This window comes from Tepidimonas fonticaldi, from assembly GCF_001675355.1.
Taxonomy (GTDB): Bacteria; Pseudomonadota; Gammaproteobacteria; order Burkholderiales; family Burkholderiaceae_C; genus Tepidimonas; species Tepidimonas fonticaldi.
Genome location: NZ_LZDH01000065.1, coordinates 206576 through 230154 on the forward strand (window position 1 = coordinate 206576; position 23579 = coordinate 230154).

Genomic DNA, 23579 nt, shown 5'->3' on the forward strand with positions numbered 1-23579 from the left:
CGGCCAGTCGGGCGGGCGTTCGGCGGCGTCACGGCGGGCGCCCCATCAGCGCAGCCACAGCGCGCGAAAGTCGTTGACGTTGGTGTGCGTGGGCCCGGTGACGAGCAGGTCATCCAGCGCGGCAAAAAAACCGTAGCTGTCGTGCCGGTCCAGGTGATCGCGCGCCGACAGACCCAGCGCCCGGGCGCGCGCCAGCGTGTCCGGGGTGACGAAGGCGCCAGCGTTGTCTTCGGTGCCGTCGATGCCGTCCGTGTCTGCCGCCAGCGCCCATACCCCCGGGGCGCCGTCCAGCGCCAACGCCAGGCCAAGGGCGAATTCCGCCGCCCGCCCGCCGCGCGGGCGCTGGCCCGGTGCTTGTGCCGGGGCGCGCACCGTCACCGTGGTTTCGCCGCCCGACAGAATCACGCACGGGGGGCGCAACGGCCCGCGCCCTTGCAGGGCATAGCGGGCCAGCCCGGCGTGCACCCGGGCGACCTCGCGCGATTCGCCCTCCAGGGCATCGCCCAGCACATAGGCACGCAGCCCCAGGCGCTCGACCTCGGCGGCGGCCGCCTGCAGGGCAGCGTGCGGCGTGGCGATCAGGCGCACCGTGCACATGGCCCAGCGCGGATGGTCGGGCTTGGGTGTCTCGTGCCGCCCCGCGGCCAGATCCGCCCGCACGGCGGGCGGCAGCGCGATGCCGTAGCGGTCCAGCACCGCCAGCGCGTCGGCGTCGGTGCTGGCATCGGCCACCGTCGGGCCGCTTGCGATCACGGCGGGGTCGTCCCCCGGCACATCGCTGATGGCCAGCGTCCAGACGGGGGCCGGCGCCGCGGCCAGCGCCAGCCGCCCGCCCTGGATGCGGGAGAGGTGCTTGCGCACGACGTTCATCTCGTGGATCGACGCGCCACTGGCCAGCAGCGCCCGGGTGATGGCCTGTAACCCGGGCAGATCCAGGCCCGGCACCGGCAGGCCCAGCAGGGCCGAGCCCCCGCCGGAGATGAGCGCGATCACGAGGTCGTCGGGCCCCAGCCCCTGGACGGAAGCCAGCAGCCGTTGCGCCGCGTGCACCCCGGCCGCGTCGGGCACGGGGTGCGCAGCCTCCAGCACGTCGATGCGCGGCGGCACGCCCGGGGGCCGCGGAGGCGTGTGGCCGTAGCGCGTGACCACGCAGCCGCTCAACGGGGCCTGCGCGGGCCAGGCCGCCTCCAGGGCGTGGGCCATGGCGCCCGCGGCCTTGCCGGCCCCGACGACGACCGTGCGCCCGCGCGGCGGAGGTGGCAGGTGGGCGGCCAGTTGGCGGGCAGGCTGGGCGCGCTCGACGGCCGTGCGGTACAGGTGGGTCAGCCACTCACGGGGGGTGTCGGGGGTGGGGGTCATGGCGCCTCCAGTCGGCGGGTGAAGGGGGGCAGCCCCTGGAGGATGAGGCGGCCATAACCGGCCGTTGAAAAAAACTCATCGAAGCGACGATGTATCCGTTTGCGCGAGCCAGAAGCCGGCGCAAGGCGTTTTTCTCGGCTCCGATGGCCGCTTGGGCGGGCACCCCCTTTGGGGGCTGTTCGCCCCTGGGCGCACTGAGGCCGTGATTCACACATGATGCGCATCCAACCAGCCGGCAATGGAGCCCATGCGCAAAAGGTTGTACGCGGCAAAGCAAAGCAGCGCCTGCCCCGCCAGCGTGGCATGCCCGATGAGTTTGGTCTTGGCCAGCCCCCCGCGGTCTTGATCCAGTCATAGGCATCCTCAATGCGCTTGCGCGCCTTGAGGATCGCCTTGTAGACTTCTTGCCGCCGGGTGCAGCCGTCCATGGCAGAGTGCCTGGCCTTGGCCACCACTTGCGGGGTCATGCCGAGCTCACGGCAGCCCTGCACAAAGGCACGGCAGTCATAATAGCCCTCGTCCACCCCCACGGTGCGTCGGCGGGCTTTGTCGCCTGCGTCCTTCTTGTACTGTCGCGCACCGGCATCTGTCGTGCTGGCGTAGGTGTCGTTGCGGCGCCGCCCGTCTTGGAAGTCGACCTCGGCGTTGCGCCCCGCTGTGGGCGGGTGGTCATCGTTTTTGCGCTTGATGCTCATGTGCGAAGCCCAGGCTTCGATCAGAGTGCCGTCGACGCTGGCCGGTACCCGCTCTTCCAGGCTGATGTGGCTGAACATCTCCACCTGAAAGTTCTGTGTGCCTCTCATCTTTGCCGCCTGATATATGGTCGTCGCCGTGGCTCTCATGGTATCGGCAGCACGGGCGGCCGCGGGGGAGATCTTCAACGGCCTGTTAGTGCGACGCTTGGTTCATCGGCCGGCCGGCAACAAAAGCCTCCAGCACTTGAATCAACTGGTCCGCCAGGCGTTGCTGGGCTTGCCGGGAGGCCCAGGCCACGTGCGGCGTCAGGATCACGTTGGGTCGCTGCGCCAAGCGCATCGCGACATGCTCGGGCGGCGGCGGCTCGGTGCTGGCAACGTCGAGCGCAGCACCGCTGACAAGCCCTTCGTCCAGCGCACGTTCCAAAGCCACTTCATCGATGAGGGCACCGCGAGCGGTGTTGATGATGAGGGGGCGGCGCGGCATGGCGCGGAACTCGGCCTCAGCCAGCAGGTGGCGCGTCTCGGGGGTAAGGGGGCAGTGCAGGCTGAGCACGTCACAGCGTGACAGCACCTCGTCCCACGGCGTGTAGGGCGGTTCGACCCGCGTGAGCCCTTTGCGGCCGGCCCACAGCACCTGCATGCCGAAAGCCTGGGCCAATGCAGCCACGCGCCGGCCCAATTCGCCCCGCCCGACCAGGCCCAAGGTGGACCCGGCCAAATCGGCGATGGGGTGGTCGAAGTAGCAGAACTGCCCGCTGTCCCACCAGCGGCCCGCCCGCACCGAGTCGCGATAGGCGAACAGCTGCCGCTGCAAGGCCAGCATCAGCGCCATCGTGTGCTCGGGCACGGTGTGCACGGCGTAGCTGCGGATGTTGCACACCATGACCCCCTGGCGCGCGCAAGCGGCTTTGTCCACACAGTCGGTGCCGGTGGCCGCCACCGCCACCAGACGCAGTTGCGGCAGCTGGGTCAAGGCCTGTGCGGTCAAAGGCACTTTGTTGGTAATGGCGATGGTGGCCTGGCGCAACCGGTCCACCACCTGCTCGGGTGTGGTGCGCTCGTGTTCGGTCCAGTGGTGGGCAAACGCCGGGCGTTGCAGGCGCACTTCGGGGGCCAGGGTGGCGCGGTCCAAAAAGACGATGTGGTGCATCAAACGTGCTCCTGCGCAGACTCACCCAAGGCTTGCAGGGCTTGCTGCACGATTTGTTGGGGCGTGATCCCGAAGTGCTCGTACAGCTGGGGCCCCGGACCGCTGACGCCAAAGCCACGCATGCCGACGAAACGCCCCCGCGGTCCCAGCCACCGGCACCAGCCCCAATCGACCGCCGCCTCGCAGGCCACGCGCACGCCCTCCTCCGGGCCCAGCACGGCCTGCTGGTAGGTGCTGTCTTGGTGGGCGAACAGCTCCCAGCACGGCATGGATACCACAGCGGTGCCGATGCCCCGTTCTTGCAGCAGCTGGCGCGCTTGCACGGCCAACACCACCTCGGAGCCGGTGGCCAGCAGCGTGACCCGCCGCGTACCGGCGGCTTCGTGCAGCACGTACGCACCGCGGGCGCAGCGGTTGGCCGCACTGTCGTCGTGCTGACGCAGGTGCGGCAAACTCTGCCGCGGAAAGATCAGACTGACCGGCCCGTCGCGCCTTTGCAGGGCCAGCTCCCAGCACTCGGACGCTTCCACCGCGTCGGCGGGGCGCATCACCCACATGTGGGGCATGGCCCGCAGGCTGGCCAGGGTTTCCACAGGCTGATGCGTCGGGCCATTGCGGCCCACCCCAATGGAGTCGTGGCTGAACACGAAGTACACCGGCAAGCGCATCAACGCCGCCATGCGCATCGCGGGGCGCTCGTAATCGCTGAAGGCCAAGTAGGTCAGTGCCAGCGGCACCACCCCGCCGTGGGCCGCCATCCCAACGGCCATGGCACCCATGGCGTGTTCTCGCACACCGCAGTGCAAATAGGTGCCGCCACGGTCTTGCGCGGTGAAGGCGCGTATATCGCGTTTGTGGCCCATCGGTGCTTCCAGGTCGGCGCAGGCGATCAATCGCTCAGGCCACACGGCGTTGAGGCGCTGGTGGATTTCCGCCGAAATGAAGATGCCGCTGCTGGCGGGTTCGCGGCGCACGGCCTCGCGGCGGTATTGGTGCAGCACCTCGCACCAGCCCTCGGGAGGGTCGCCACGCATCACACGCTCCAGCGCCTGACGTTGCGCGGCGGGCAAGGCCTGCACACGGGCCTGCCAGGCCTGCCGCTCGGCCCGGCCTCGCGCTGCACAGGCGCGCCAGGCCGCCAGCACATCAAGCGGCAGCTCGAACGGCGGATGGGGCCAGTCCAGATCGCGCCGCGCCTGCTCGGCATCTTCGGGGTAGAGCTTGGCGCTGTGCCCACCGCGCTGGCCTTGCAGGCGGGCCAAGCCCCGCGCAATCACCGTTTTGCAGGCGATCAGCGACGGACGGGGGTCGTCGTACACCGCAGCCATCGCAGCGTCCAGGGCTTGCAGGTCGTGACCGTCCACCTCTTGCACGTGCCAGCCAGCCACACGAAAGCGCTCGGCCACGTCTTCGCTGATGGACCACGCCGTGCTGCCATCATCGGTGATGGCGTTGTCGTCCCACAGCAAGGTGAGCTTGCCCAGCCGCCAGTGGGCGGCCATCTGGATCATCTCCTGCCCGATGCCCTCCTGCAAGCAGCCGTCGCCGACGAACGCCCAGGTGCGGTGATCGACCAGCTCGTCGCCAAAACGTGCGTTCAGATACGCCTCGGCCACGGCCATGCCCAGCGCGTTGGCAATGCCCTGCCCCAGCGGACCCGTGGTCACTTCGATGCCGTGGGCCACGCAGCGCTCGGGATGACCTTCGCAGTGCGAGCCCAACTCGCGAAAGGTCTTGAGCTGCTCGATGCCAAACGCTTCGTAGCCGCACAAATGCAGCAGCGCGTACAGCAGCATCGAGCCATGGCCATTGGACAGCACCACGCGGTCGCGATCGGGCCAGTCGGGCGCGTCCGGGTCGAATTTCAGGTGCCGGCGGTACAAGGCAGTGGCCACCTCGGCCATGCCCAAGGGCACACCTTGGTGGCCCTCACCGGCGCGCACGATGGCATCGATGGCCAGCAACCGGATCGCGTGGGCCATGCGATGCTGGAAAGCAAGCTCGCTCATGGCCTGCCCTTACGCCAACCAGCGCTTGATGCGCGCAGCCAAGGCCTGGCGGCTGATGCCGTAGCGCTCGTGCAGCGTGGGCAACGCCCCGGCATCGAGGAAAGCGTCGGGCAACCCGGCCAACTCGAAGCGCGCCGGCTGCACACGATGGCGCAGCAAGGCACTGGCCACGGCCTCGCCCAAGCCTCCGACGACGCTGTGGTTTTCGGCCACGACCACTAGGCGGTGCTTGTAGCGCACCTGCGCCAAAATGGTTGCTTCGTCCAGCGGCTTGATCGTCGGACTGTGCAGCACGGCCACGCCGATGCGATCGCGAGCCAGGTCGTCGGCCACCTCCAACGCTCGCATCGTCAACAAGCCGCTGCTGATTATGAGTACGTCATCGCCGTCACGCAGCAGCTTGGCGCGGCCCAGCTCGAAGCGGTAACCTTCGATCTCGTCGAGCACCATCGGCACGTTGCCGCGCAGCAGCCGCATGTACACCGGCCCGGGATGGGCAGCGATCTGCGGCACCGCCTGCTCGATGTCCAGCGCGTCGCACGGATCCACCAATGTCAGCCCAGGCACGGCACGCATCATGGCCAGGTCTTCGGTGGCCTGATGGCTGGGGCCATACCCGGTGGTCAAACCCGGCAGCGCGCAGCAGATTTTGACGTTGAGGTTTTCTTCGGCGATGACTTGATGGATGAAGTCATAGGCCCTGCGCGTGGCAAACACCGCGTAGGTGGTGGCAAAGGGCAGCAAGCCTTCCTTGGCCATGCCGCCGGCGGCGGCCAGCAGCAGCTGCTCGGCCATGCCCATCTGAAAGTAGCGCTCGGGGTAGGCCTGGGCAAACAGGTGTAAGTCGGTATATTTGGCCAAGTCGGCGGTCAGCCCGACGATTTCGGGCCGCTGCTGGGCCAGGGCCACCAATGCCTTGCCAAACGGCGCAGCCCGCACGCGCTGGCCTTCGGCGGCGATGGAGGCAATCATCGCCGAGGTTTTCAGACGCGGCGTGGACGCAGTCGTGCTCATGCCAACGCTCCTTCGGGGCGGTTGCGGTCCAGGATGTCCAGCGCTTGCTGCCACTCGGGCGGGTCAACGCGGATGAAGTGGTTTTTCTCGCGCTGCTCCAGAAACGGCACGCCTTTGCCCATGAGGGTGTCGCACAGGATCACCCGCGGTTGCGCCTGCGGCCAAGCGCGCGCGCTGTCGAAGGCCTGCAGCACTTGCGCCAGGTCGTTGCCGTCGATGCGTTGAACGTGCCAACCAAAGGCCCGCCATTTGTCGGCCAAAGGCTCAAAGCCCAGCACCTGGCTGGACGGGCCATCGGCTTGCTGGTTGTTGATGTCCACCATCACGATCAGGTTGGCCAGCTTCCAGTGACTGGCACTGAGCGCGGCTTCCCACACGGCACCCTCGTCGAGTTCGCCATCACTCATGGACACATACACGAAAGCCGGGTTGGCCTTGTGCCGCAACGCCAGCGCCATGCCCACACCGATGGCCAGCCCCTGCCCGAGCGAGCCACCGGAGATTTCCATGCCGGGGGTATAAGTCGCCATGCCCGACATCGGCAGGCGGCTGTCGTCGCTGCCGTAGGTCTCCAGCTCACTTTCCGGCACGATGCCCGCCTCGATCAGGGCCGCATAGTGGGCGATGGCATAGTGGCCGTGGGAAAGCAAAAAGCGGTCGCGCCCCTCCCATTGCGGGTCTTCGGGCCGCAGCCGCAGCGCATGGCCATAGGCCACCGCCAAAACATCGGCCCAGCCCAGGGCCTGCCCCACATAGCCCTGACCTTGCACTTCGCCCATGCGCACGGCATAGCGCCGGATGCGCCAGGCCACGGCGGACAATTCGCGCAAGCGCGCGTCATCGGTGGTCATGTTCGTTTCTCCAAAGAGAGCTCACTTCAGGATGGATGCCGGCACGTAAGACACCAGCAGCAACACCAACAACGCCACCAAGTAAAACGGCCCGAGCTCGCGCACCGTATGCGCAATGCCCGCGCGTGCCAGGGCGCTGGTGATGAAAAGGGTGGTACCCATCGGCGGCGTGTACAGCCCGATGGCCAGATTGACAACCATCATCACGCCCAGCTGGATCGGGTCCATGCCGATGCCCTGCGCCAGAGGCAGGAACACCGGCGTTAGCAGCAGCACCGCCGCAGGCAGATCGATGAACATGCCCAAAAACAGCATTAGCACATTCATAAGCGCAATCACCGCCCAGCGCGCATCGACGTTGTCGTGCACCCACTGGGCGAAGTGCTGCGGCATTTGGTCGAAGGTCAGCAGCCAGCCAATGGCAGCCGAGGCCATGATGACGAACAACACCACCCCAGTCGTCACGCCGGCCTCGATAACGGCATCGAGCAAGCGACGCAGACTCAAGTCGCGGTAGATGAGGGCCGACACCAGCGCCGAGTACAAGGTGGACAACACTGCCACTTCGGTGGGGGTGGCAAATCCAAAGCGCAGCAACACCACGATCAGCACCGGCAGCAGCAACGCCGGCGTGGCATACAAGGCATGGTGTTTGAGCGTGCCGCGCTGCGCCGCCTCGCCGCTGCGGGGCAACCCGCGGCGCTTGCCGACCCACCAGCACACGCCCATGAACCCGGCAGCCAGCAGCAGCCCCGGCAGCACCCCGGCCAGAAACAAGGTGGCGATGGAGGCATTGGCCGTGACGGCGTACAGAATCAGCGGGATGGACGGCGGAATCAGGATGCTGATGGTGGCCGACGAGGCCAGGGCCGCCGCCGAAAACGCCGGCGGATAGCCCAGCCGCCGCTGCCAGGGAAACAACAACGCCCCGATGGCCGTGGCATCGGCCACGGCCGAGCCCGACACCCCGCCGAAAACGGTGGACGACAGCACACTGACCTGCGCCGGACCGCCTTGCCAGCGCCCCACCAGCGCCGACAGCATGCCCACCAAGGCCTCACCGAGCTTGCCGCCCATCATCAGTGAGCCCGTGAGCATAAAAAACGGGATCGCGATGAGCGGGAAGCTTTGCACTTGCGCCACCATCTGCTGCACCAACAGGTCCAGCGGCACGCGCTCGTTGCTGGCTGCCGCCACAAGCGCTGCGGCCAGCAGCGCGTGGCCGATCGGCATGGCCAGCACCAACGCCCCCAAGAACACCAGCAAGATTAATGCGCTCATGAGGCCTCCTGCGCGTGTTGGGGGTTCGTGCGCGCCGATGTCCCGAACGACTGCCACGCCGACTGCAACGCCAAAACGGCCAGCAACGACAACCCGACCATGACGCAGCCATAGGTCCACGAACCCGGCACGCGCAGAATCGGCGAGCGTTCGTCATGCACGATGGGCAGCAACTGCAAGGTGGCCACCGCCAGCGTCAGATGCAGTCCCGCCACGGCCAGCCACACCACCACCCGCACGGCGCGCAACGCTCGCGCTGGCAAGATGAGCACCATGAAGTCGGTGGCGATGTGCGCACCGCGACGCGCCGCCAGCACGATGCCAGCCATCACCAACCACGGAAACAACAGCTCCGGTACTTCGTTTCCCCAAGACAGGCTGCTGCCCGTGAGGTAACGCAATATCGTGTTGGCGCACAGGATCACGAAGATGGCGGCGGTGGCCGCAGCCAACACGGCCACGCACACCACCTCCACCACGCGGTCCAGCCAGGTCGTCTGGGCTGTCTGCGTCATCGCCACATACTCCGGCGGATCGCTTCAATGACCGCGCGCGGCGGCCACCACCTTCTTGACGAACGGCCCGATCGGTCCGGCACCCCACTGTTCAGACACGATAGCCGTGGCGCGTTGGAAAGCGGCCACATCCGGTTGCGTGACGTGCACCCCTTTGGCTTTCAAGTCGTCCAACAGCTTGGCATCGGCCTCGGCCGACAAGCGCCGCTGCAAAGCCGTGGCCTCCGCCGCAGCCTCGCGCAGCGCGGCGCGGTCGGCCTGCGACAGGCGGTCCCAGCTGCGCTTGCTCATCAGAAACGGGGTCATCTCGTACTTGTGTCCCGTCAGCGCCAGATGCTTTTGCACCTCGTAGATCTTGCTGGCGTGGATGTTCATCAAGGGGTTTTCCTGGCCATCGACCACGCCTTGTTGCAAGGCCACGTACAGCTCGCTGAACTTGATTTGCTGCGGCTCGGCGCCCAACGCCTTCATGATGTCCACCGTCACCGCATCGGGCGGCGTGCGCATCTTCAAGCCTTTGAGGTCCTCCGGCTTCGTCAGCGGCCTTTTACTGTTGGTCATGTGGCGAATGCCGTTGTCCCAGTAGCCCAGCACGATCAAGCCCTTTTCCTCGCTCTTGTCGGCCAGCTCTTTGCCCAGCGGCCCGTCCAGCAGCTTCCATGCGGCAGGCAGGTCGGCAAACAAAAATGGCATGCCAAAAGCGGCGTACTCCGGCACCACATTGGCCACCGCGCCTTGCGAGTTGGCGCTCAGATCCAGCGCTCCGCTGCGCAAGGCCGTCACCATGGCCGCGTCGTCGCCCAGTTGCGCCGATGGGGCCACTTGCACCTCGATGCGCCCACCGGACTTGGCCTTGACCACCTCGGCGAATTTCACGGCGGCCTCGTGGCGAGGGTTGCCCGGGGCCGCCCCATGGCCCAGCGTCAGTTTGATGCTTTGCGCCTGGGCCCAGCCGCAGCCCAGCAGCACCGCGGCAGCCAGGGTTGTTTTCAAGAATGTTTTGCGTTGCATGGTGTGTCTCCTCGTTGCAAAGGGTGCGCTGCGTCGCAGCGTGGTCTTCAGTGGATCAGCATGCCGCCGTTGACATCCAGCGTCACGCCGGTGAGGTATTTGGCCAAGTCGCTGGCCAGGAACAACACGCTGCCGGCCACGTCATTGGGCTCGCCGATACGGTTGAGGGGGATTTGCTCCAGGATGCTCTTCATGCGGTCCTCGGGGATGAGGCCCTTGTTGATGTCGGTGGCGATCAGACCCGGGGTGACGCTGTTGACGCGGATGCCGTCCACGCCGTATTCGCGCGCCATGGCCCGCGCCAAGCCCAACACACCGGCTTTAGCCGCCGAATAATGCGGCCCGCCCAAGATACCGCCGCCGCGCTGCGCGCTGACCGACGAGATACACACGATGGCGCCGCTGCGCTGCGCGCGCATGGTGGGCAGCACCGCCTGCGACATGTACAGCGTGCCGCGCAAATTCACATCCAGCACCGCGTCGTAGTCGGCCGGGGTGATGTCCAAGGTCTTGCGCGGCTGGGTGATGCCGGCGTTGTTCACCAAAATGTCGATGCGGCCATAGCGCTCGAGCACCGCCTGCACCGCCGCCTGGCAAGCCGCCTGATCGGTCACATCGGCCACCACGCCGAGGTGTTGCGGCCCCAAGCGGGCAGCCGCAGCCTGAGGCTCGGCGTGCGCCAGGTCTTGAATCACCACCTGCGCCCCATGGTCGGCCATCAGTCTGGCCGTGGCAAAACCCAAGCCGTTGGGACCGGCTGCGCCGGTGACAAGGGCCACTTTGTCTTTCAACAACATGCTGCATCACTCCTGATCACGAGAAGAACGCTACCACCCCACAGCCCGTCCCACCCACGGCCGCAGCGGGCTTTGAGGTCTGAGTCGAATGGTGGACGTCTTTTTGAATAATCACAAGCGATGTTTTTTCAACGTAAGATGAACGTCTGTCATGCAATACCCGGGAGGACCCTATGGCTCACCTGCCCCCGATCGCGGCCTTACAAGCCTTCGAGGCCGTGGCCCGGCGTCGCAGCTTCGCGTTGGCGGCCATGGAGCTGCATCTGACGTCATCGGCCATCAGCCATCAGATCGCGCGACTGGAGGCGCAGCTGGGCGTGCGCTTGCTGGAGCGCAGTGCGCATGGCGTGCGGCTCAGTGCCGCCGGCGAGGCCTACCTGTCGCGCATTGCCGGCGCGCTTGCGGCCATCCATGCCGCCACCGATGACGTGCAGCACGGGGTATCCAACAGCCTGTACGTGCACAGCACGCCAAGCCTCGCCATGCTGTGGCTGATGCCACGGCTGCCAACCTTTGCACAAGCCCACCCCGAGGTGTCGCTGAACTTATCGGCCGCCCACACCCACAGCGATTTCGCCTTGGGCCAGGCCGATCTGGACATCCGCTACGGCGTGCCCAACTGGGGCGATCTGGTCGTCGAACCCCTGTTCGAAGAGCCGATCACGCCCCTGGCCAGTCCGGCCTTTATCCGCGCGCACCGCCTCAAACGCATCGAACAACTGCTGCACATACCGCTCATTCAAAGCAATGTCAACGTTGTGCAATGGAGTGATTGGTTTGCCGCACACAGCGCTTTGCATGCCCCGCAGCGCTATGCCTTGCGCTTCGATCGCGCGCAAATGGCCATGGAGGCGGCCATCCTCGGTTTGGGCGTCGCCTTGGAAAGTACGGTGCTGGCCCAGCGCCACATTAGCGAGGGCCGTTTGCGCCCAGTGTTCGGCATCGAGCGAAGCCTGCGGGTTAAAGCCCATTTCCTCGTCTACCCGGCCCGCCACGCACGACGCGCGCCGGTAGAGGCCTTTCTCACTTGGATCCATCAGGAAGCGGCTCGCAGCATGCAGGCTGCCTAAAATCTGGGCCACGCTTAACAGTCCGTTGAAAAGGTGAACTGAACCGCCCCGGCAATCTGAGCAGGCGACCAGCCCTCCAGCAGAAAGTGGTGCACCACCCCAAAGAGCACCCCATCCTAGTGCAGCTTGGGGCAGCACCTTCGCTTGCGCCGCATCACATGGGCGCGCGCGCCGGTTGCCCGCGCATCGTAGGTGCAGCTGCTGCTGCCTGCCGGCACGGAGCCCACGCGCTGCGGCCATTGCAGCACACGCTCAATCTCGCGCGTGATTGTCGAAGGCGAGCGTTGCAGCGTGCGGGCGATACCGCGTTCCGAGCAACCTTGCTGCAGCAGGATCATGATGGTGGCGCGCTCCTCGGCGCTCAGGTGCTGGTAGTGCGTTCCCATGGGACGGTGGCAGGCTCGAGTGCAAGGCAGATCAGGGGCGTTGCACTTGATTATTGACTCCGCCCGCTGAAGGTGGGGTGATCCCAGACCTTGTCCTCCAGGTTCAGGCCCACGTACCAGCGGTACAGCAGGTTGTCGTCGATGGCCTCCACCAGAAACCGCTCGCCGTGGATGGAGAACAGGATTTGCAGCAGCAGCGCCTTGAGCAGCATTTCGGGCGACACCGAGGGACGGCCGCGTCGGGCACGGGGTGCGCGGCCTCCAGCACGTCGATGCGCGGCGGCACCCCCGGGGGCCGTGGTGGGGGCAGGTGGGCGGCCAATTGGCGGGCAGGCTGGGCGCGCTCGACGGCCGTGCGGTACAGGTGGGTCAGCCACTCACGGGGGGTGTCGGGGGTGGGGGTCATGGCGCCTCCAGTCGGCGGGTGAAGGGTGGCAGCCCCTGGAGGATGAGGCGGCCATACCCGGTGGACAGCAGCCGGGGGTCGTAGCACACGATGCGGGCCCGATCGTCCTCGGTGCGGATGGCGCGCCCCACCCACTGCAGCAGCCGTGTGGCGGTGGCGGGCACGACCAGATCCAGAAACGGGTCGCGCCCCCGGCCGCGCAGCCACTCGGCGCGGGCCTCGCCCACCGGATCATCCGGCGGCGCAAAGGGCAGCTTGGTGATGAACAGGTCCTCGCACAGGCGGCCCGGCAGGTCCAACCCCTCGCCAAAGGACTGCAGGCCGAACAGGATGGACGGCTCGCCCGCGGCCACCCGCTCGCGGTGGCGCGCCAGCAGACGGGACCGCGGCAGCGTGCCCTGCACCAGCACGCGATCGCGCCACTCGGCGGGCAGCGCCGCAGCCAACCGTTGCATGTGTGCGCGGGCGGTGAACAGCACCAGCGCCCCATGCCGCACGGACGGCAGATCGCGCAGCAGCGCGGCCTGCACGGCCTCCTGGTAGGCGGCCGCATCGCGGGGGTCCACCGACACGCCGCCCAGCACCAGCGCCCCCTGCTCGGCATAGTCGAAGGGGCTGGCCACGGCCAGGGTCTCGACGTCGGGATCGTCCGCCAGCCCGGCCTCGCGCAGAAAAAAGTCGAACTGCCCGCACGGGGTCAGCGTGGCCGAGGTCAGCACCGCGCCGCGCACCCCGCTCCACAGCCGGGTCCGCAGCAGCCCGCCCGGCTGGATGGGGCTGGCATGGGCCTGCACCCGCACCGTGTCGCCGGCCGCTCCGGCCCCGAGGGCCGACAGTGTGAACCACTTGGCCAGGGGCGCTTCACCCTCGGGGGGCTCGTGCAGCAACCAGCGCACGGTGTCGTGGGCGGCCTCGAGCCTCGGGGCCAAGGTGCCGAGCTGCGCGTACAACTGGGAGAGCCGCCGCGCCTCGTCCGGCCGCTCGCGCAGCGCCGCACGCAGCGCGGCACTGACGGCGCGCAACGCATCCAAAAAGGCCGCGCTGGCCTGGGCCGCCTCCTGCAGCGGGACATCGAAGCCGTCGGGCAGGCGGCCACGCGGCAAGCGCACGCACAGGGGCTGTCCGTCGCCGACCACCTCGCGCAACCGCGCGCCCCAGGTCTGCACCGCCAGCCGGGCCACCTCCTGCAGCGCCTGGCGCAGCCGCGCGGCGGCGGGCGGCACATCCGCCAGGGCATTCAGCTCCACCTCCTGCCCCGCCTTGAGCGCCCGGCTGGCGAGCTGATCGATCCATGCCAGCCGCGTCAAACCCGCCCGGCAACCAAACTGCTCCAGCGCGATGGCCGGCAGGTGGTGCGCCTCGTCCAGCACCAGCAGGCACTGATCCAGCTCCGGCAACTGGCGCGAGCCCAGCGTGGACAACAGCAGATCGTGGTTGACGACGATGACCTGCGCGCCCACCAGCGCCTTGCGCTGCTCGAAATAGACGCACCCCCCGTACAGCGGACAATGGCGCGCCGTGCACGACGCCGCCTCGGCCGCGATGGCCGACCACCAGGCGGGCTCCGGCGGCTCCGGCAGGCTGTCCCGATCGCCATCCCAGCGGCCGTGGGCCAGATCGTGCGCCCGGGCACGCAGCCACGCCAGCCGCTCACCGCTGGGGGCGCCCGCCGCGGGGACTTCGTCATCGTCCGCCAGGTCGGGCTCGGCGTGCGGATCGGCCAGCCAGCGCTCGAGCTTGAGCCGGCACACATAGCGGCCGCGCCCCTTGGCCAGCGCGTAGCGAAAACCCACCGGCAGCCGCTGCGCCAAGGCCGGCAGGTCCTGGTGCACGAGCTGCTCCTGCAAGGCCACAGTGGCCGTGGACACCACGAGCCGCGTTTGCTTGGCCACGGCCGCCACGATGGCCGGTGCCAGATACGCCAGCGATTTGCCGACCCCGGTGCCGGCCTGGATCACCGCCACGCGGCGCGTGACGGGGGCCGCCTCATCGTCCGGCTTGCCCAGGGTCACGGGGGCCAATGTGCAGGCCACATGCCGCGCCATCTCCCGCTGCCCCGGACGCGGCCGCAAACCGTCTTGGCCCGCGATCAGGTCGTCGAACGCTTCCAGCGCCTGGGCGGCCAGGTCCTCCGTTGCCTCCGTCGTGTTCATGGAGGCCGAGTGTGACACACGCACCGGGTTTCACCCCCATAATCCGCGTCATCGGAGAGGGCGACGCCCCACGGATCAGGGAGAACACTTCACACACTGCCGCTCCCCCGCCTGTCCATGACCTCTGGCCCGTCGTCGCCCGCTGCCCCGTCCGGCGCCACCGCGCGGATCGAGCACGGCCTGCAGTTTCTGGCCGCCTACCTGGTCCCCGTGCTGGCCGCGCTGCTGTCGGTGTGGGCATTGTGGTCCTGGCCCGACGAATACCCCGTGGGCGACGGTCGCCCGCTGGCGTTTACGGCCATGGCGGTGGACACGCCCCGATCCCCCGCCGAGGTTCTGGACGGCCTGGCCCGCCACACCCCACGCACCGAGTGGGACACCCACCTGTCCGAACACCCGTTGTGGGTGAGCCTGCGGCTGGCGCCACCGGACCGCGCGCCGGGGCGTGTGATCGACTTTCCGTCCCGCCACGCGACTGCCATGCGGTGCTGGGACGGCGATGGGCTGCAACCGCTGGGCCAGATCGACCGCAGCGCGGGCCCGGGCGGCGACGGGGCCCTGCGCCCCTCGCGCACCGGCTTCGTCCTGACCATGCCGCAACTGCCGGCCCATGTGCTGTGCGAGGCCCGCTTCACCGGCCCCGCCCGCTTCAGCGCGATCGGCCGCAGCACGGCGGATCTGGCCGTCCTGGAGCGACAGTTCCACCGGGATGCAGGCTGGCTCGACGGGGGGCTGCTGCTGCTGGCGCTGTTCACGCTCGTCGCCGGCATCATCAACCGGGAACGCAACTACCTGATCTTTGCCGCATGGCTGGTCATCAACCAGCGCATGGCAGCCCTGTCGGGCGGATGGGACTACCAGTGGCTCGGGTATCTGGTACCGGCGGATTGGCTGACGCCGCTGCGACAGATGACCGTCGCCCTGTATTCCACCGTGACGGTCGTGTTGTTCCGCTTCTTGTTCGGCACCGATCTCGAGCGGACCGGCACGCTGGCGTGGGTGCGCGGAGTATTGTGGGCGTGCCTGCCCGTGCTGGTCGGCGGACTCGTTCTGCCATTCGCCCTGTTTTTGCCGTTCATTTGGGTGGCAACCGCGCTCGGGGTGTGTGTGCTGGGCTACGCGCTGGCCGTCATCCTCGTGCGGACTCGATCGCCGGTGGCCATGTGGTATGCGGCCTCCATGGCCATCGCGCTGGGCGCGAGCCTGTACGAGGTGATCGCCGCGGCGCTCGGCCTCAAGGGCCTGATCGGCGCCGTCAACAGCATGACGGCGGCGTTGGCGTCCAGCCTGCTGGCGTCCCTGGCGATCGCCGAGCAGTTTCGGCAGGAGCATCTGCAACGGCTGGCCCTGCAGGCCGAGTTGCAGCACACCTTCGACTTTTTGCCCATCGGACTGTTCACCCTGGACACGCAGGGCCAGTTCATCAGCGCCAACCCGGCGGCACACGCCCTTGTCGGCCCGGGCCTGGACGTGGGCCGCACCCGCTGGGACAATCTGTTCCCCGCCCACGACTGGGCGCAGCTCCAGCACGGCGATGGCGCGGAGCCCTGCGTGGAGTTCGAAACCAGTCTGGCGCGCGAAGACGGCATGACGCGCCGCTTTCTGGTCCGTGCCGCGCGCGCCGGCGACAAGATCGAAGGCACGCTGCAAGACATCACCGACAAAGTGCGGGCGCACGAGCATCTGCAGTTCCTGGCCGATCACGACCCGCTGACCAAGGTGATGAACCGGCGGGGGGTGGAAGCCTGCCTCAGCCGGGGCCTGCAGCGGCTGCGGCGCGGCAAGCCCCTGGCCGTCGCCTATCTGGACCTCGATCGCTTCAAACTGATCAACGACCTGTACGGCCACGTAGCGGGCGACGCCGTGCTGCAACAGGTGTGCGAGCGCGTGCAGGAGCCGCTGTCGCCCCATATGTACCTGGGCCGCATCGGCGGCGACGAGTTTTTGCTGGTGATGCTGGACACCCCCTTGCACCGCGCCGAAACCGTCTGCCGCGACGTTCTCCTGCGCCTGATGCACGAGCCGTTCACCGTCGGTGACCGCGCCTTTCAGGTGCGCGGATCGATCGGCCTGATCGAGGTCTCACCCGGCGCCTCCCCCAAGGACGTGGTGGCCACGGCCGACCGCGCCTGCCGCGAGGCCAAACGCGCCCACGCCAGCGGGCTGGTGGTGTACGAGCACGGCTCGCGCGCCTTTCGCGACCACGAGGCCGAAATGCAACTGGTCGAGCGCCTGGCGGCCGGACAGAACATCGAGGGCCTGTTCCTCGAGATGCAACCCATCGTCTCGCTGCGCCACCCGCACCAGTCGCTCAACTTCGAGGTGCTGCTGCGCATGCACGACGAACACGGCAGCCGCGTGCCCACCGAGCGGCTGATCCGCGCCGGCGAGAACGCCGGCCGCATGAGCGTCATCGACCGCTGGGTCGTGGAATCCACGCTGCGCTGGCTGACGGAGCACGAGGCCCGGCTGCCGCAGAACCAGTTCGTCTGCCTCAACCTCAGTGGCGCGTCGCTCAACGACGAGCGCTTCATCGAGGACATGTACGACACGCTGGAGCGCCACCGCGGCGTCGCGCACCGGCTGTGCTTCGAGGTGACCGAGAGCGTCGCGCTCAACGACATCGCCAACACGCGCCGCTTCATCGACCGCGTGCGCAGCCACGGCGCCAAGGTGGCGCTGGACGACTTTGGCGCGGGCTACACCTCGTTCTCGTACCTGAAGGATCTGCCGGCCGACATCCTCAAAATCGACGGCAGCTTCATCGTCAACATGAACCGCCACCCCGCCAACGTCGCGATCGTCGAGGCGATCGTGAGTCTGGCGCAAAACCTGGGCATGAAGACCATCGCCGAATGGGCCGAGGACTTCGAGACGGTCGAAACCCTGGCCGAAATCGGGGTGGACTTCGTGCAGGGCTACGCGCTGTCGCGCCCCGTGGCGGCGCAGCAGATTCTGGCGGCCCAGTCGGGGGCGGACTTCATCGCCGACGCCCGCCTGGGCGACTACCTCAACAGCCTGCCGCCGGACGACGACCTGGCCAACGTCGATTGGGTGCTGGGGCACCCCGAACCGGACACGACGCGCCAGCCCGGTCAATCGAGGTCGATGTCCGGGTGATCGGTGTTGAACCAGAAGTCGTACAGCGGATGCTCGGCGCCGTCGTCGCGCGCCGTCGCGATCTGGCAGTACATGACGCGATGGGGCAGGTTGAACGCGTACGCCAAAGGAACGAAACCCTGGCCAGGATAAATATCTCGGAACATCAGGCGAGCATATTGTCTGTCCAGCGGCGTGCGCGCCGCCACAAGCACGAAGCGCACCCCTTCGCGCAGGCACCAGAAGTAGGCGGCCTTGAGCATCACCGTCTTGACCACCCGGCTGTGCACGGCCTGGGCGACCGCCAAGCGGGTGACCTCGGCACAGGGGGCGCCGGCCATCCAGTCGGGCAAGTCGAACGACTGCTCCAGCGCCAGCGGCTGGTAGCGATTGGTCTGGATGCGCAGGGTCCCCAGCGCCGAGCCGTCCACCTTGGACTCGGCGAGCAGCACCGCCACACCCGGGGCATGGTCCATGGGCTCGGGGCTGCGCAGCCCCTGCGTGATTGCGGCGGGCAAGTGGCGCGCGTAGGCCGCGTGCCGCACATCGACGGCCTTTTGCAAGTCCTGCGCGGCGTGCGCCACGCGGACGGTAAACGGCAGCCGTTCGACCTGACGCGCCGCGGACGCCGCGCCGGGCACCTCCCATGACAGGGACGATGGCACGGCATACCAGCCGTCGACGGCGGCGCGGGCGCGGGGGCCAGACGCAAGGGTGGGCGTGAGCATCGTGCGATCCTCCGGGGCGAGCGCCCCACGTGTCGAGACGCTTTTCACTGTAGGCACCGCCCAACGCCCCTGTAGTCGGCAACGCGCCGTTTTGCGTGTCAGCGGTTTTCCGACACGGCCGTCGGCGGCACGCCCCGCTTACAATCCCGACCGCGCCGGAAGCGTGGCAGAGTGGTCGATTGCACCGGTCTTGAAAACCGGCAACGGGCAACCGTTCGTGAGTTCGAATCTCACCGCTTCCGCCAGGAGCCTCTCCAGAACCGGGGCGGAATGTCCCGCAATTTGCGCCTTCACCCCGGTGCAGACGCGCTACAGTCCCGGCAGAGAACATCCCGCGGACCGACGTTTCTGGAGAACCCACCCGTGAACCGACGCGATTGCCTGCTGCATCTGACCGCTGCCCTGGGCGCCCCCGTGGCGGCGGGGCTGACCGCCTGCGGTGGCGGCAGCGACACCCCGACGACCACCACGCCCACGCTGATCGACATCACGGTCACCCCTGCGGCGCCGACCATCGCCGTGGGCACGACCCAAACCTTCAGCGCCACGGGTCGATATTCCGACGGCTCGTCCGCCCCGCTGGACAAGGGCGTGACCTGGACCAGCAGCAGCACGACCGTGGCCACCATCGTGGCGAGCACCGGGGTGGCCACCGGCGTGGCGGTCGGTGACACCGACATCACCGCGACCGTGGGCACCGTCAGCGGCAAGACGCGCCTGTCGGTGAAGGCCGGCTACCAACAGATCGCTGCCGGTGGCGCCCACGCGGTCGCGCTCAAAGCCGACGGCACGCTGTGGGCATGGGGAGAAAACCGCTTTGGGCAGTTGGGGGATGGCTCTCTGGTCGACCGCCTGACCCCCGTGCTGATCGGGACCGCCAAGAACTGGACCCAGGTCGCCGCTGGCGAGGCCCACACGCTGGCCATCCGCAGCGACGGCACGTTGTGGGCCTGGGGCTCCAACCTCAACGGGCAGTTGGGCGATGGCACGCAAACCGACCGCGCCACGCCGGTCAAGATAGGTACCGCCACCAACTGGGTGGCGGTGGCCGCCGGCGCCCGCCACTCACTCGGCATCCAGAAGGACGGCACGCTGTGGGCCTGGGGCCGCAACTTCGAGGGGCAGCTCGGGGACGGCAAGGACGCCGATCTGCTGGTCCCCACCAAAATCGGCACCGACAAGGACTGGATACTGGCGGTGGCGGGGGCCTACCACACCGTCGCCCGCAAAACCTCTGGGCGGATCTTCGTGTGGGGATCCAACGAATTCGGGCAACTGGGGCTGGACAACAAAGGCGCCAACGTCCGCACGCCCACGCCCATGGACACCACCACCTGGCTGGCCATGGCCGCCGGGGAGCGCCACACCCTGGCCCTCCGGTCCGATGGCACGCTGTTTTCCTGGGGTGACAACGGCTCCGGGCAATTGGGCACGCCAGGTGGCAGCCGGATTTTTGCCGCGCCGGTGGACGACTCCATGGATTGGGTGGCCATCGCGGCGGGCAACCGGCATTCGCTGGCGGTCAAGAAAGATGGCTCGCTGTGGGCCTGGGGGGACAACGTGCTCGGCCAACTGGGTGACGGCACCACGGCGTCGCAGCGCGCGACCCCGACACGCATTGGCGACGCCACCGACTGGCTGCGCATTCGCGCCGGGGCCGAGGCGTCGTACAGCATCCGCACCGACGGTACGCTGTGGTCGTGGGGGCGCAACCACAAGGGGCAGCTGGGCCTGGGCGATCTGATCACCCGACGGGCCCCCGAGCGCGTGGCCTGACCGTCCACCCACGGGGGGCGCTCACTCGTGGCGCAGCGCCTCGATGGGGTCGAGGCGCGCCGCCCGCCGCGCGGGCACGTAGCCAAACACCACCCCGATCGCCGCGGAGAAGGCAAACGCCACCAGGTTGATCGCCGGGTCGAACACGAAGGGCACGGACATCGCCCGGCTGATGACCACGCTGGCCCCCAGGGCAAGCGCCAACCCCGCCACCCCGCCCAGGGCGGCCAGCACGACCGCCTCGATCAAAAACTGCCCCATCACCTCGCGCTCCAGCGCCCCGATGGCCAGCCGCAGACCGATCTCGCGCGTGCGCTCGGTCACGCTGACCAGCATGATGTTCATGATGCCGATGCCACCCACGAGCAGGCTGACCGCCGCGACGGCCCCCAGCAGCATCGTCATCACGCGCGTGGTGCCGGACATGGTCTCGGCCAATTGCTGGGTGTCCAGGATGTTGAAGTTGTCCTCTTCGCCTTCGGGGATGCCGCGCCGCTCGCGTAGGATCTCGCGGATGCCGGCCTTGACGGCCTGGGCATCGGCACCGTCCAGCATGGAGACGTGCAGCGTAAAAACCCGCGTGTGCCCGACCACACGCCGGTGCAGGGTGTTGATGGGCATGAGCACGACATCGTCCTGATCCTGCCCGAATGCGCCCTGCCCCTTCGGCGCGAGCACGCCCACCACCTCGCAGGGGATTTGGCGCACGCGCAACGTATCCCCCACGGCCGGATTGGGGCCGTAGAGCTCGCGGCGCACCGTCTCGCCGATGATGCAGACGGCCGCCCCGATTCGGTACTCGTCGTCGCTGAACGGCCGGCCATCGGCCAGGGTCCAGTTGTTGGTCAACATCCAGTCGGGCGAGCCGCCAATCAGGCTGCTCGTCCAGTTGCGGCCATTGGCCACCACGGTGCCGCTGCTGCGCGCCTCGGCAGCCACCGCCAGCACCCCGGGCGTCTGCGCAGCGATCACCTGGGCGTCGGTCAGCTTGAACGAGGGCGCCCCAAAGCCAAAGCCCCCCGGCCCCAGGCGCTGCCCGGGCCGCACCTGCAACAGGTTGGTGCCCAGGCTGGCGATCTGCTGCTGGATGGCCAGCGTGGCCCCATTGCCCACCGTCACCATGGTCACCACCGCCGCCACGCCGATCACCACCCCCAGCACGGTCAAAAACGAGCGCATCAGGTTGCGGCGGATGGAGCGCAGCGCCAGCACCAGCGTGTTGAGCCACATGTCAGCCCCCTTCCCGCTCGGTCACGGTGCCCTCCGCCGGGGCCAGCGCCGGCGGAGGCGCCTCCTCGCGCTCGATCACACCATCGCGAAAATGCAGCACCCGGCGGGCGTAGGCGGCGATCTCGGCCTCGTGCGTGACCATCAGCACGGTGATGCCGCGCTGCTCGTTGAGCTGGCGGATCAGGGCCATGATCTCGTGGCTGCGGCGCGAGTCCAGGTTGCCCGTGGGCTCGTCGGCCAGCAGCACCCGCGGCTGGGTGACGATGGCGCGCGCGATCGCCACGCGCTGCTGCTGCCCGCCCGACAACTCGGCGGGGGTATGGTGCTCCCAGCCCGTCAAGCCGACGTCTGCCAGCGCCGCGCGGGCCGCGCGGTGGCGCTCGGCCGCGCGCTCACCCCGGTAGACCAGGGGCAGTTCCACATTCTCCTGCGCGGTGGTGCGCGGCAACAAATGAAAACCTTGGAACACGAAGCCAAAGTAGCGCCGCCGCAGCCGGGCCCGCTCGTCCCGGGCCAGGGTCTGCACCGGCACGTCCAGAAACCGGTACTCCCCACTGCTGGGGGTGTCCAGCAGACCCAGCACATTCATCGCCGTGGATTTGCCCGATCCGCTCGGCCCCATGATGGCGACGAAGTCACCGGCGCACACCTCCAGATCCACGCCGCGCAGGGCCTGGAAGGCGGTCGCGCCCTGACCGTAGGTTTTGGTCACGCCGCGCAGCCGGATGAGCGGGACGGCGGCATTCATGGCGCGCGACCGTTGCTGCGCTGCTCGACGATCACCGGCAGCCCCTCGCTCAGACCTTCGCCGCTCACCTCGGACTGGCGGCCGTCGCTGATGCCGACGGTGACCGGGATGGCCTGGGGCTGGCCATCGCGCAACACCCAGATCTGGCGCGGGCCAGCGCGCATGTCCACGCGGGCGGTCTTGCGGCCGGTGCTGGGGGGCTTGGGCATCAGCAGCCCCGCCAACCCGCCGCCAGACGCCTGCGGCGCAGAATCGCTGGGGGTGAAGCGCAGCGCGGTGTTGGGCACCAGCAGCACGCCTTTGCGCTCCACCGCGCGGATGTTGGCGGTGGCCGTCATCCCGGGCCGCAGCGACAGATCCTGGTTGTCCACGTCCAGCGTGGCCGTGTAGGTGATGACGTTGTCGGTCTTGGTCGCGCCAAACGCCACGCGCCCGACCGTCGCCGGATAACGCCGGCGCGGGTAGGCGCTGACCGTGAAGCTGGCGGCCTGGCCCTCGTGCACCACGCCCACGTCGGCCTCGTCCACGGCGACATCGAGCTTGAGTTGCCGCAGATCGCGCGCGATGGTCAACAGCGTCACCGCCTGCAGCGACGCGGCCACCGCATTGCCCGGATCGACGTTGCGCGACAACACCACCCCGTCGATGGGCGAGCGAATGGAGGCCTTGGCCAAGTTGGTCTCGTTGGTGGACAGCGTGGCGCGCGCCTGCTCCACCGCCGCGCGGGCCGTCGCCTGCCCGGCCTGCGCCCGCTCCAGCGCCGCGCGGGCCGCGTCCAGCTCGGCCGCCGACGGCACCTTGCCGCCCGACAGGCGCGCGACTTCCTCCAGCCGCCCCAACTGGATCTGCGCCTCGCGCGCCGACGCATCGGCCTGCGCCACCTGGGCCAGTGCCGCGGCCACCGCCGCCCGGGCGCTGTTGACCTGGTCCTGCAGCTTGGCCGTGTCGAGCACGACCAGCACCTGCCCGCGGGTCACGCGGTCGTTGACGTCGACCAGCACCTCGCGCACAGTGCCGGACAGCTCGCTGCCGATGTTGACCGACCGCACCGGCTGCAGCGTGCCGTTGGCCGAGACGGTCAGGGTCAGATCGCCCCGTTTGATCGGCTCGGTCACGTACACGGGCTGGGCCTGACGCGCGCTGCGCGCCTGCCAAGCCTGCCAGCCAAAGGCGGCCGCCACCACGAGCACCAACAACACCCACCAAAGCGGGCGCCGCCACCAGCGGGGGGGACGATCATCGCCCAGCAGCGCATCGACGGCGGCGGGCGAGGCAGACTTGCGTCGGAATGGGTTCAT

The 23579-nt window shown here is 68.4% G+C and carries 18 protein-coding genes, 1 tRNA gene and 2 pseudogenes; 4 read left to right on the top strand and 17 right to left on the bottom strand.

The annotated features are described in order from the left end of the window. Positions 1-45: 45 nt before the first annotated feature. From A9O67_RS11180 to A9O67_RS11220, 10 genes and pseudogenes are all read right to left on the bottom strand, one after another. On the bottom strand, positions 46-1359 hold the full coding sequence (locus A9O67_RS11180) for a glycerate kinase type-2 family protein (RefSeq protein ID WP_068610319.1): 1314 nt from the start codon (positions 1357-1359) through the stop codon (positions 46-48). Positions 1360-1566: 207 nt separating this feature from the next. Beyond that, positions 1567-2093: pseudogene (locus tag A9O67_RS13235) on the bottom strand (transposase); the annotation flags it as partial. A 154-nt stretch (positions 2094-2247) separates the two neighbouring features. After that, the gene (locus tag A9O67_RS11185; protein WP_068610321.1) at positions 2248-3207 is read right to left on the bottom strand and encodes a D-2-hydroxyacid dehydrogenase; all 960 of its coding nucleotides are present in this window, start codon (positions 3205-3207) and stop codon (positions 2248-2250) included. Continuing rightward, positions 3207-5216 carry a transketolase family protein gene (locus tag A9O67_RS11190; protein WP_068610323.1) on the bottom strand — a complete coding sequence of 670 codons (2010 nt, stop codon included), beginning with the start codon at positions 5214-5216 and terminating at the stop codon, positions 3207-3209. Before A9O67_RS11190 ends, A9O67_RS11185 begins: the two co-directional genes overlap by 1 nt. A gap of 9 nt (positions 5217-5225) precedes the next feature. After that, positions 5226-6230 carry a transketolase family protein gene (locus A9O67_RS11195; protein WP_068610325.1) on the bottom strand — a complete coding sequence of 335 codons (1005 nt, stop codon included), beginning with the start codon at positions 6228-6230 and terminating at the stop codon, positions 5226-5228. Further along, entirely contained in the window at positions 6227-7081 is an 855-nt protein-coding gene (locus A9O67_RS11200) for a transketolase (protein WP_068610327.1), read from the bottom strand. The genes A9O67_RS11195 and A9O67_RS11200 overlap by 4 nt, the downstream gene beginning before the upstream one ends. A gap of 21 nt (positions 7082-7102) precedes the next feature. Continuing rightward, positions 7103-8362 carry a TRAP transporter large permease gene (locus A9O67_RS11205; RefSeq protein ID WP_068610329.1) on the bottom strand — a complete coding sequence of 420 codons (1260 nt, stop codon included), beginning with the start codon at positions 8360-8362 and terminating at the stop codon, positions 7103-7105. After that, complete coding sequence (locus tag A9O67_RS11210; RefSeq protein ID WP_068610331.1) at positions 8359-8877, bottom strand: TRAP transporter small permease; 519 nt, start codon at positions 8875-8877, stop codon at positions 8359-8361. Before A9O67_RS11210 ends, A9O67_RS11205 begins: the two co-directional genes overlap by 4 nt. Before the next feature lie 24 nt (positions 8878-8901). Beyond that, a complete protein-coding gene (locus A9O67_RS11215) occupies positions 8902-9888 on the bottom strand; it encodes a TRAP transporter substrate-binding protein (protein ID WP_068610332.1) in 987 nt (328 codons plus the stop codon). 47 nt (positions 9889-9935) lie between these two features. After that, positions 9936-10685, bottom strand: coding sequence for an SDR family NAD(P)-dependent oxidoreductase (locus tag A9O67_RS11220; RefSeq protein ID WP_068610334.1), 750 nt, complete (start codon positions 10683-10685; stop codon positions 9936-9938). Between the two features lie 173 nt (positions 10686-10858). Here A9O67_RS11220 and A9O67_RS11225 point away from each other — a divergent pair, with 173 nt between their 5' ends. Next, the gene (locus A9O67_RS11225; RefSeq protein WP_068610336.1) at positions 10859-11755 is read left to right on the top strand and encodes a LysR substrate-binding domain-containing protein; all 897 of its coding nucleotides are present in this window, start codon (positions 10859-10861) and stop codon (positions 11753-11755) included. 116 nt (positions 11756-11871) lie between these two features. Here A9O67_RS11225 and A9O67_RS11230 read toward each other — a convergent pair whose 3' ends face one another. From A9O67_RS11230 to dinG, 3 genes and pseudogenes are all read right to left on the bottom strand, one after another. Next, positions 11872-12141, bottom strand: coding sequence for a helix-turn-helix domain-containing protein (locus tag A9O67_RS11230; protein ID WP_068610337.1), 270 nt, complete (start codon positions 12139-12141; stop codon positions 11872-11874). 53 nt (positions 12142-12194) lie between these two features. Beyond that, positions 12195-12386 (bottom strand): annotated as a pseudogene (locus tag A9O67_RS13240) (transposase); the annotation flags it as partial. 157 nt (positions 12387-12543) lie between these two features. Further along, positions 12544-14700 (bottom strand): ATP-dependent DNA helicase DinG, encoded by a 2157-nt coding sequence (gene dinG / locus A9O67_RS11235; protein WP_068610339.1) that lies wholly within the window; start codon positions 14698-14700, stop codon positions 12544-12546. Between the two features lie 117 nt (positions 14701-14817). Between dinG and A9O67_RS11240 the strand changes: the two genes are divergently transcribed. Continuing rightward, positions 14818-17820, top strand: a complete 3003-nt coding sequence (locus A9O67_RS11240; protein WP_068610341.1) for an EAL domain-containing protein — start codon at positions 14818-14820, stop codon at positions 17818-17820. On the opposite strand, the gene A9O67_RS11245 is transcribed toward A9O67_RS11240, so the two are convergent. Beyond that, entirely contained in the window at positions 17796-18527 is a 732-nt protein-coding gene (locus A9O67_RS11245; protein WP_156682310.1) for an N-acyl amino acid synthase FeeM domain-containing protein, read from the bottom strand. The genes A9O67_RS11240 and A9O67_RS11245 overlap by 25 nt on opposite strands. A 157-nt stretch (positions 18528-18684) precedes the next feature. Between A9O67_RS11245 and A9O67_RS11250 the strand changes: the two genes are divergently transcribed. Both A9O67_RS11250 and A9O67_RS11255 read left to right on the top strand, forming a co-directional pair. Further along, positions 18685-18772: transfer RNA gene (locus A9O67_RS11250), tRNA-Ser, on the top strand. 118 nt (positions 18773-18890) lie between these two features. Beyond that, positions 18891-20303 carry an RCC1 domain-containing protein gene (locus A9O67_RS11255; protein ID WP_197484481.1) on the top strand — a complete coding sequence of 471 codons (1413 nt, stop codon included), beginning with the start codon at positions 18891-18893 and terminating at the stop codon, positions 20301-20303. Between the two features lie 21 nt (positions 20304-20324). Here A9O67_RS11255 and A9O67_RS11260 read toward each other — a convergent pair whose 3' ends face one another. From A9O67_RS11260 to A9O67_RS11270, 3 genes are read right to left on the bottom strand one after another with little or no spacing between them, the layout of a single operon-like run. Beyond that, positions 20325-21533, bottom strand: coding sequence for an ABC transporter permease (locus tag A9O67_RS11260; RefSeq protein WP_068610345.1), 1209 nt, complete (start codon positions 21531-21533; stop codon positions 20325-20327). A 1-nt stretch (position 21534) separates the two neighbouring features. Then, a complete protein-coding gene (locus A9O67_RS11265; RefSeq protein WP_068610347.1) occupies positions 21535-22281 on the bottom strand; it encodes an ABC transporter ATP-binding protein in 747 nt (248 codons plus the stop codon). Then, positions 22278-23579 carry an efflux RND transporter periplasmic adaptor subunit gene (locus A9O67_RS11270; RefSeq protein WP_068610348.1) on the bottom strand — a complete coding sequence of 434 codons (1302 nt, stop codon included), beginning with the start codon at positions 23577-23579 and terminating at the stop codon, positions 22278-22280. Before A9O67_RS11270 ends, A9O67_RS11265 begins: the two co-directional genes overlap by 4 nt.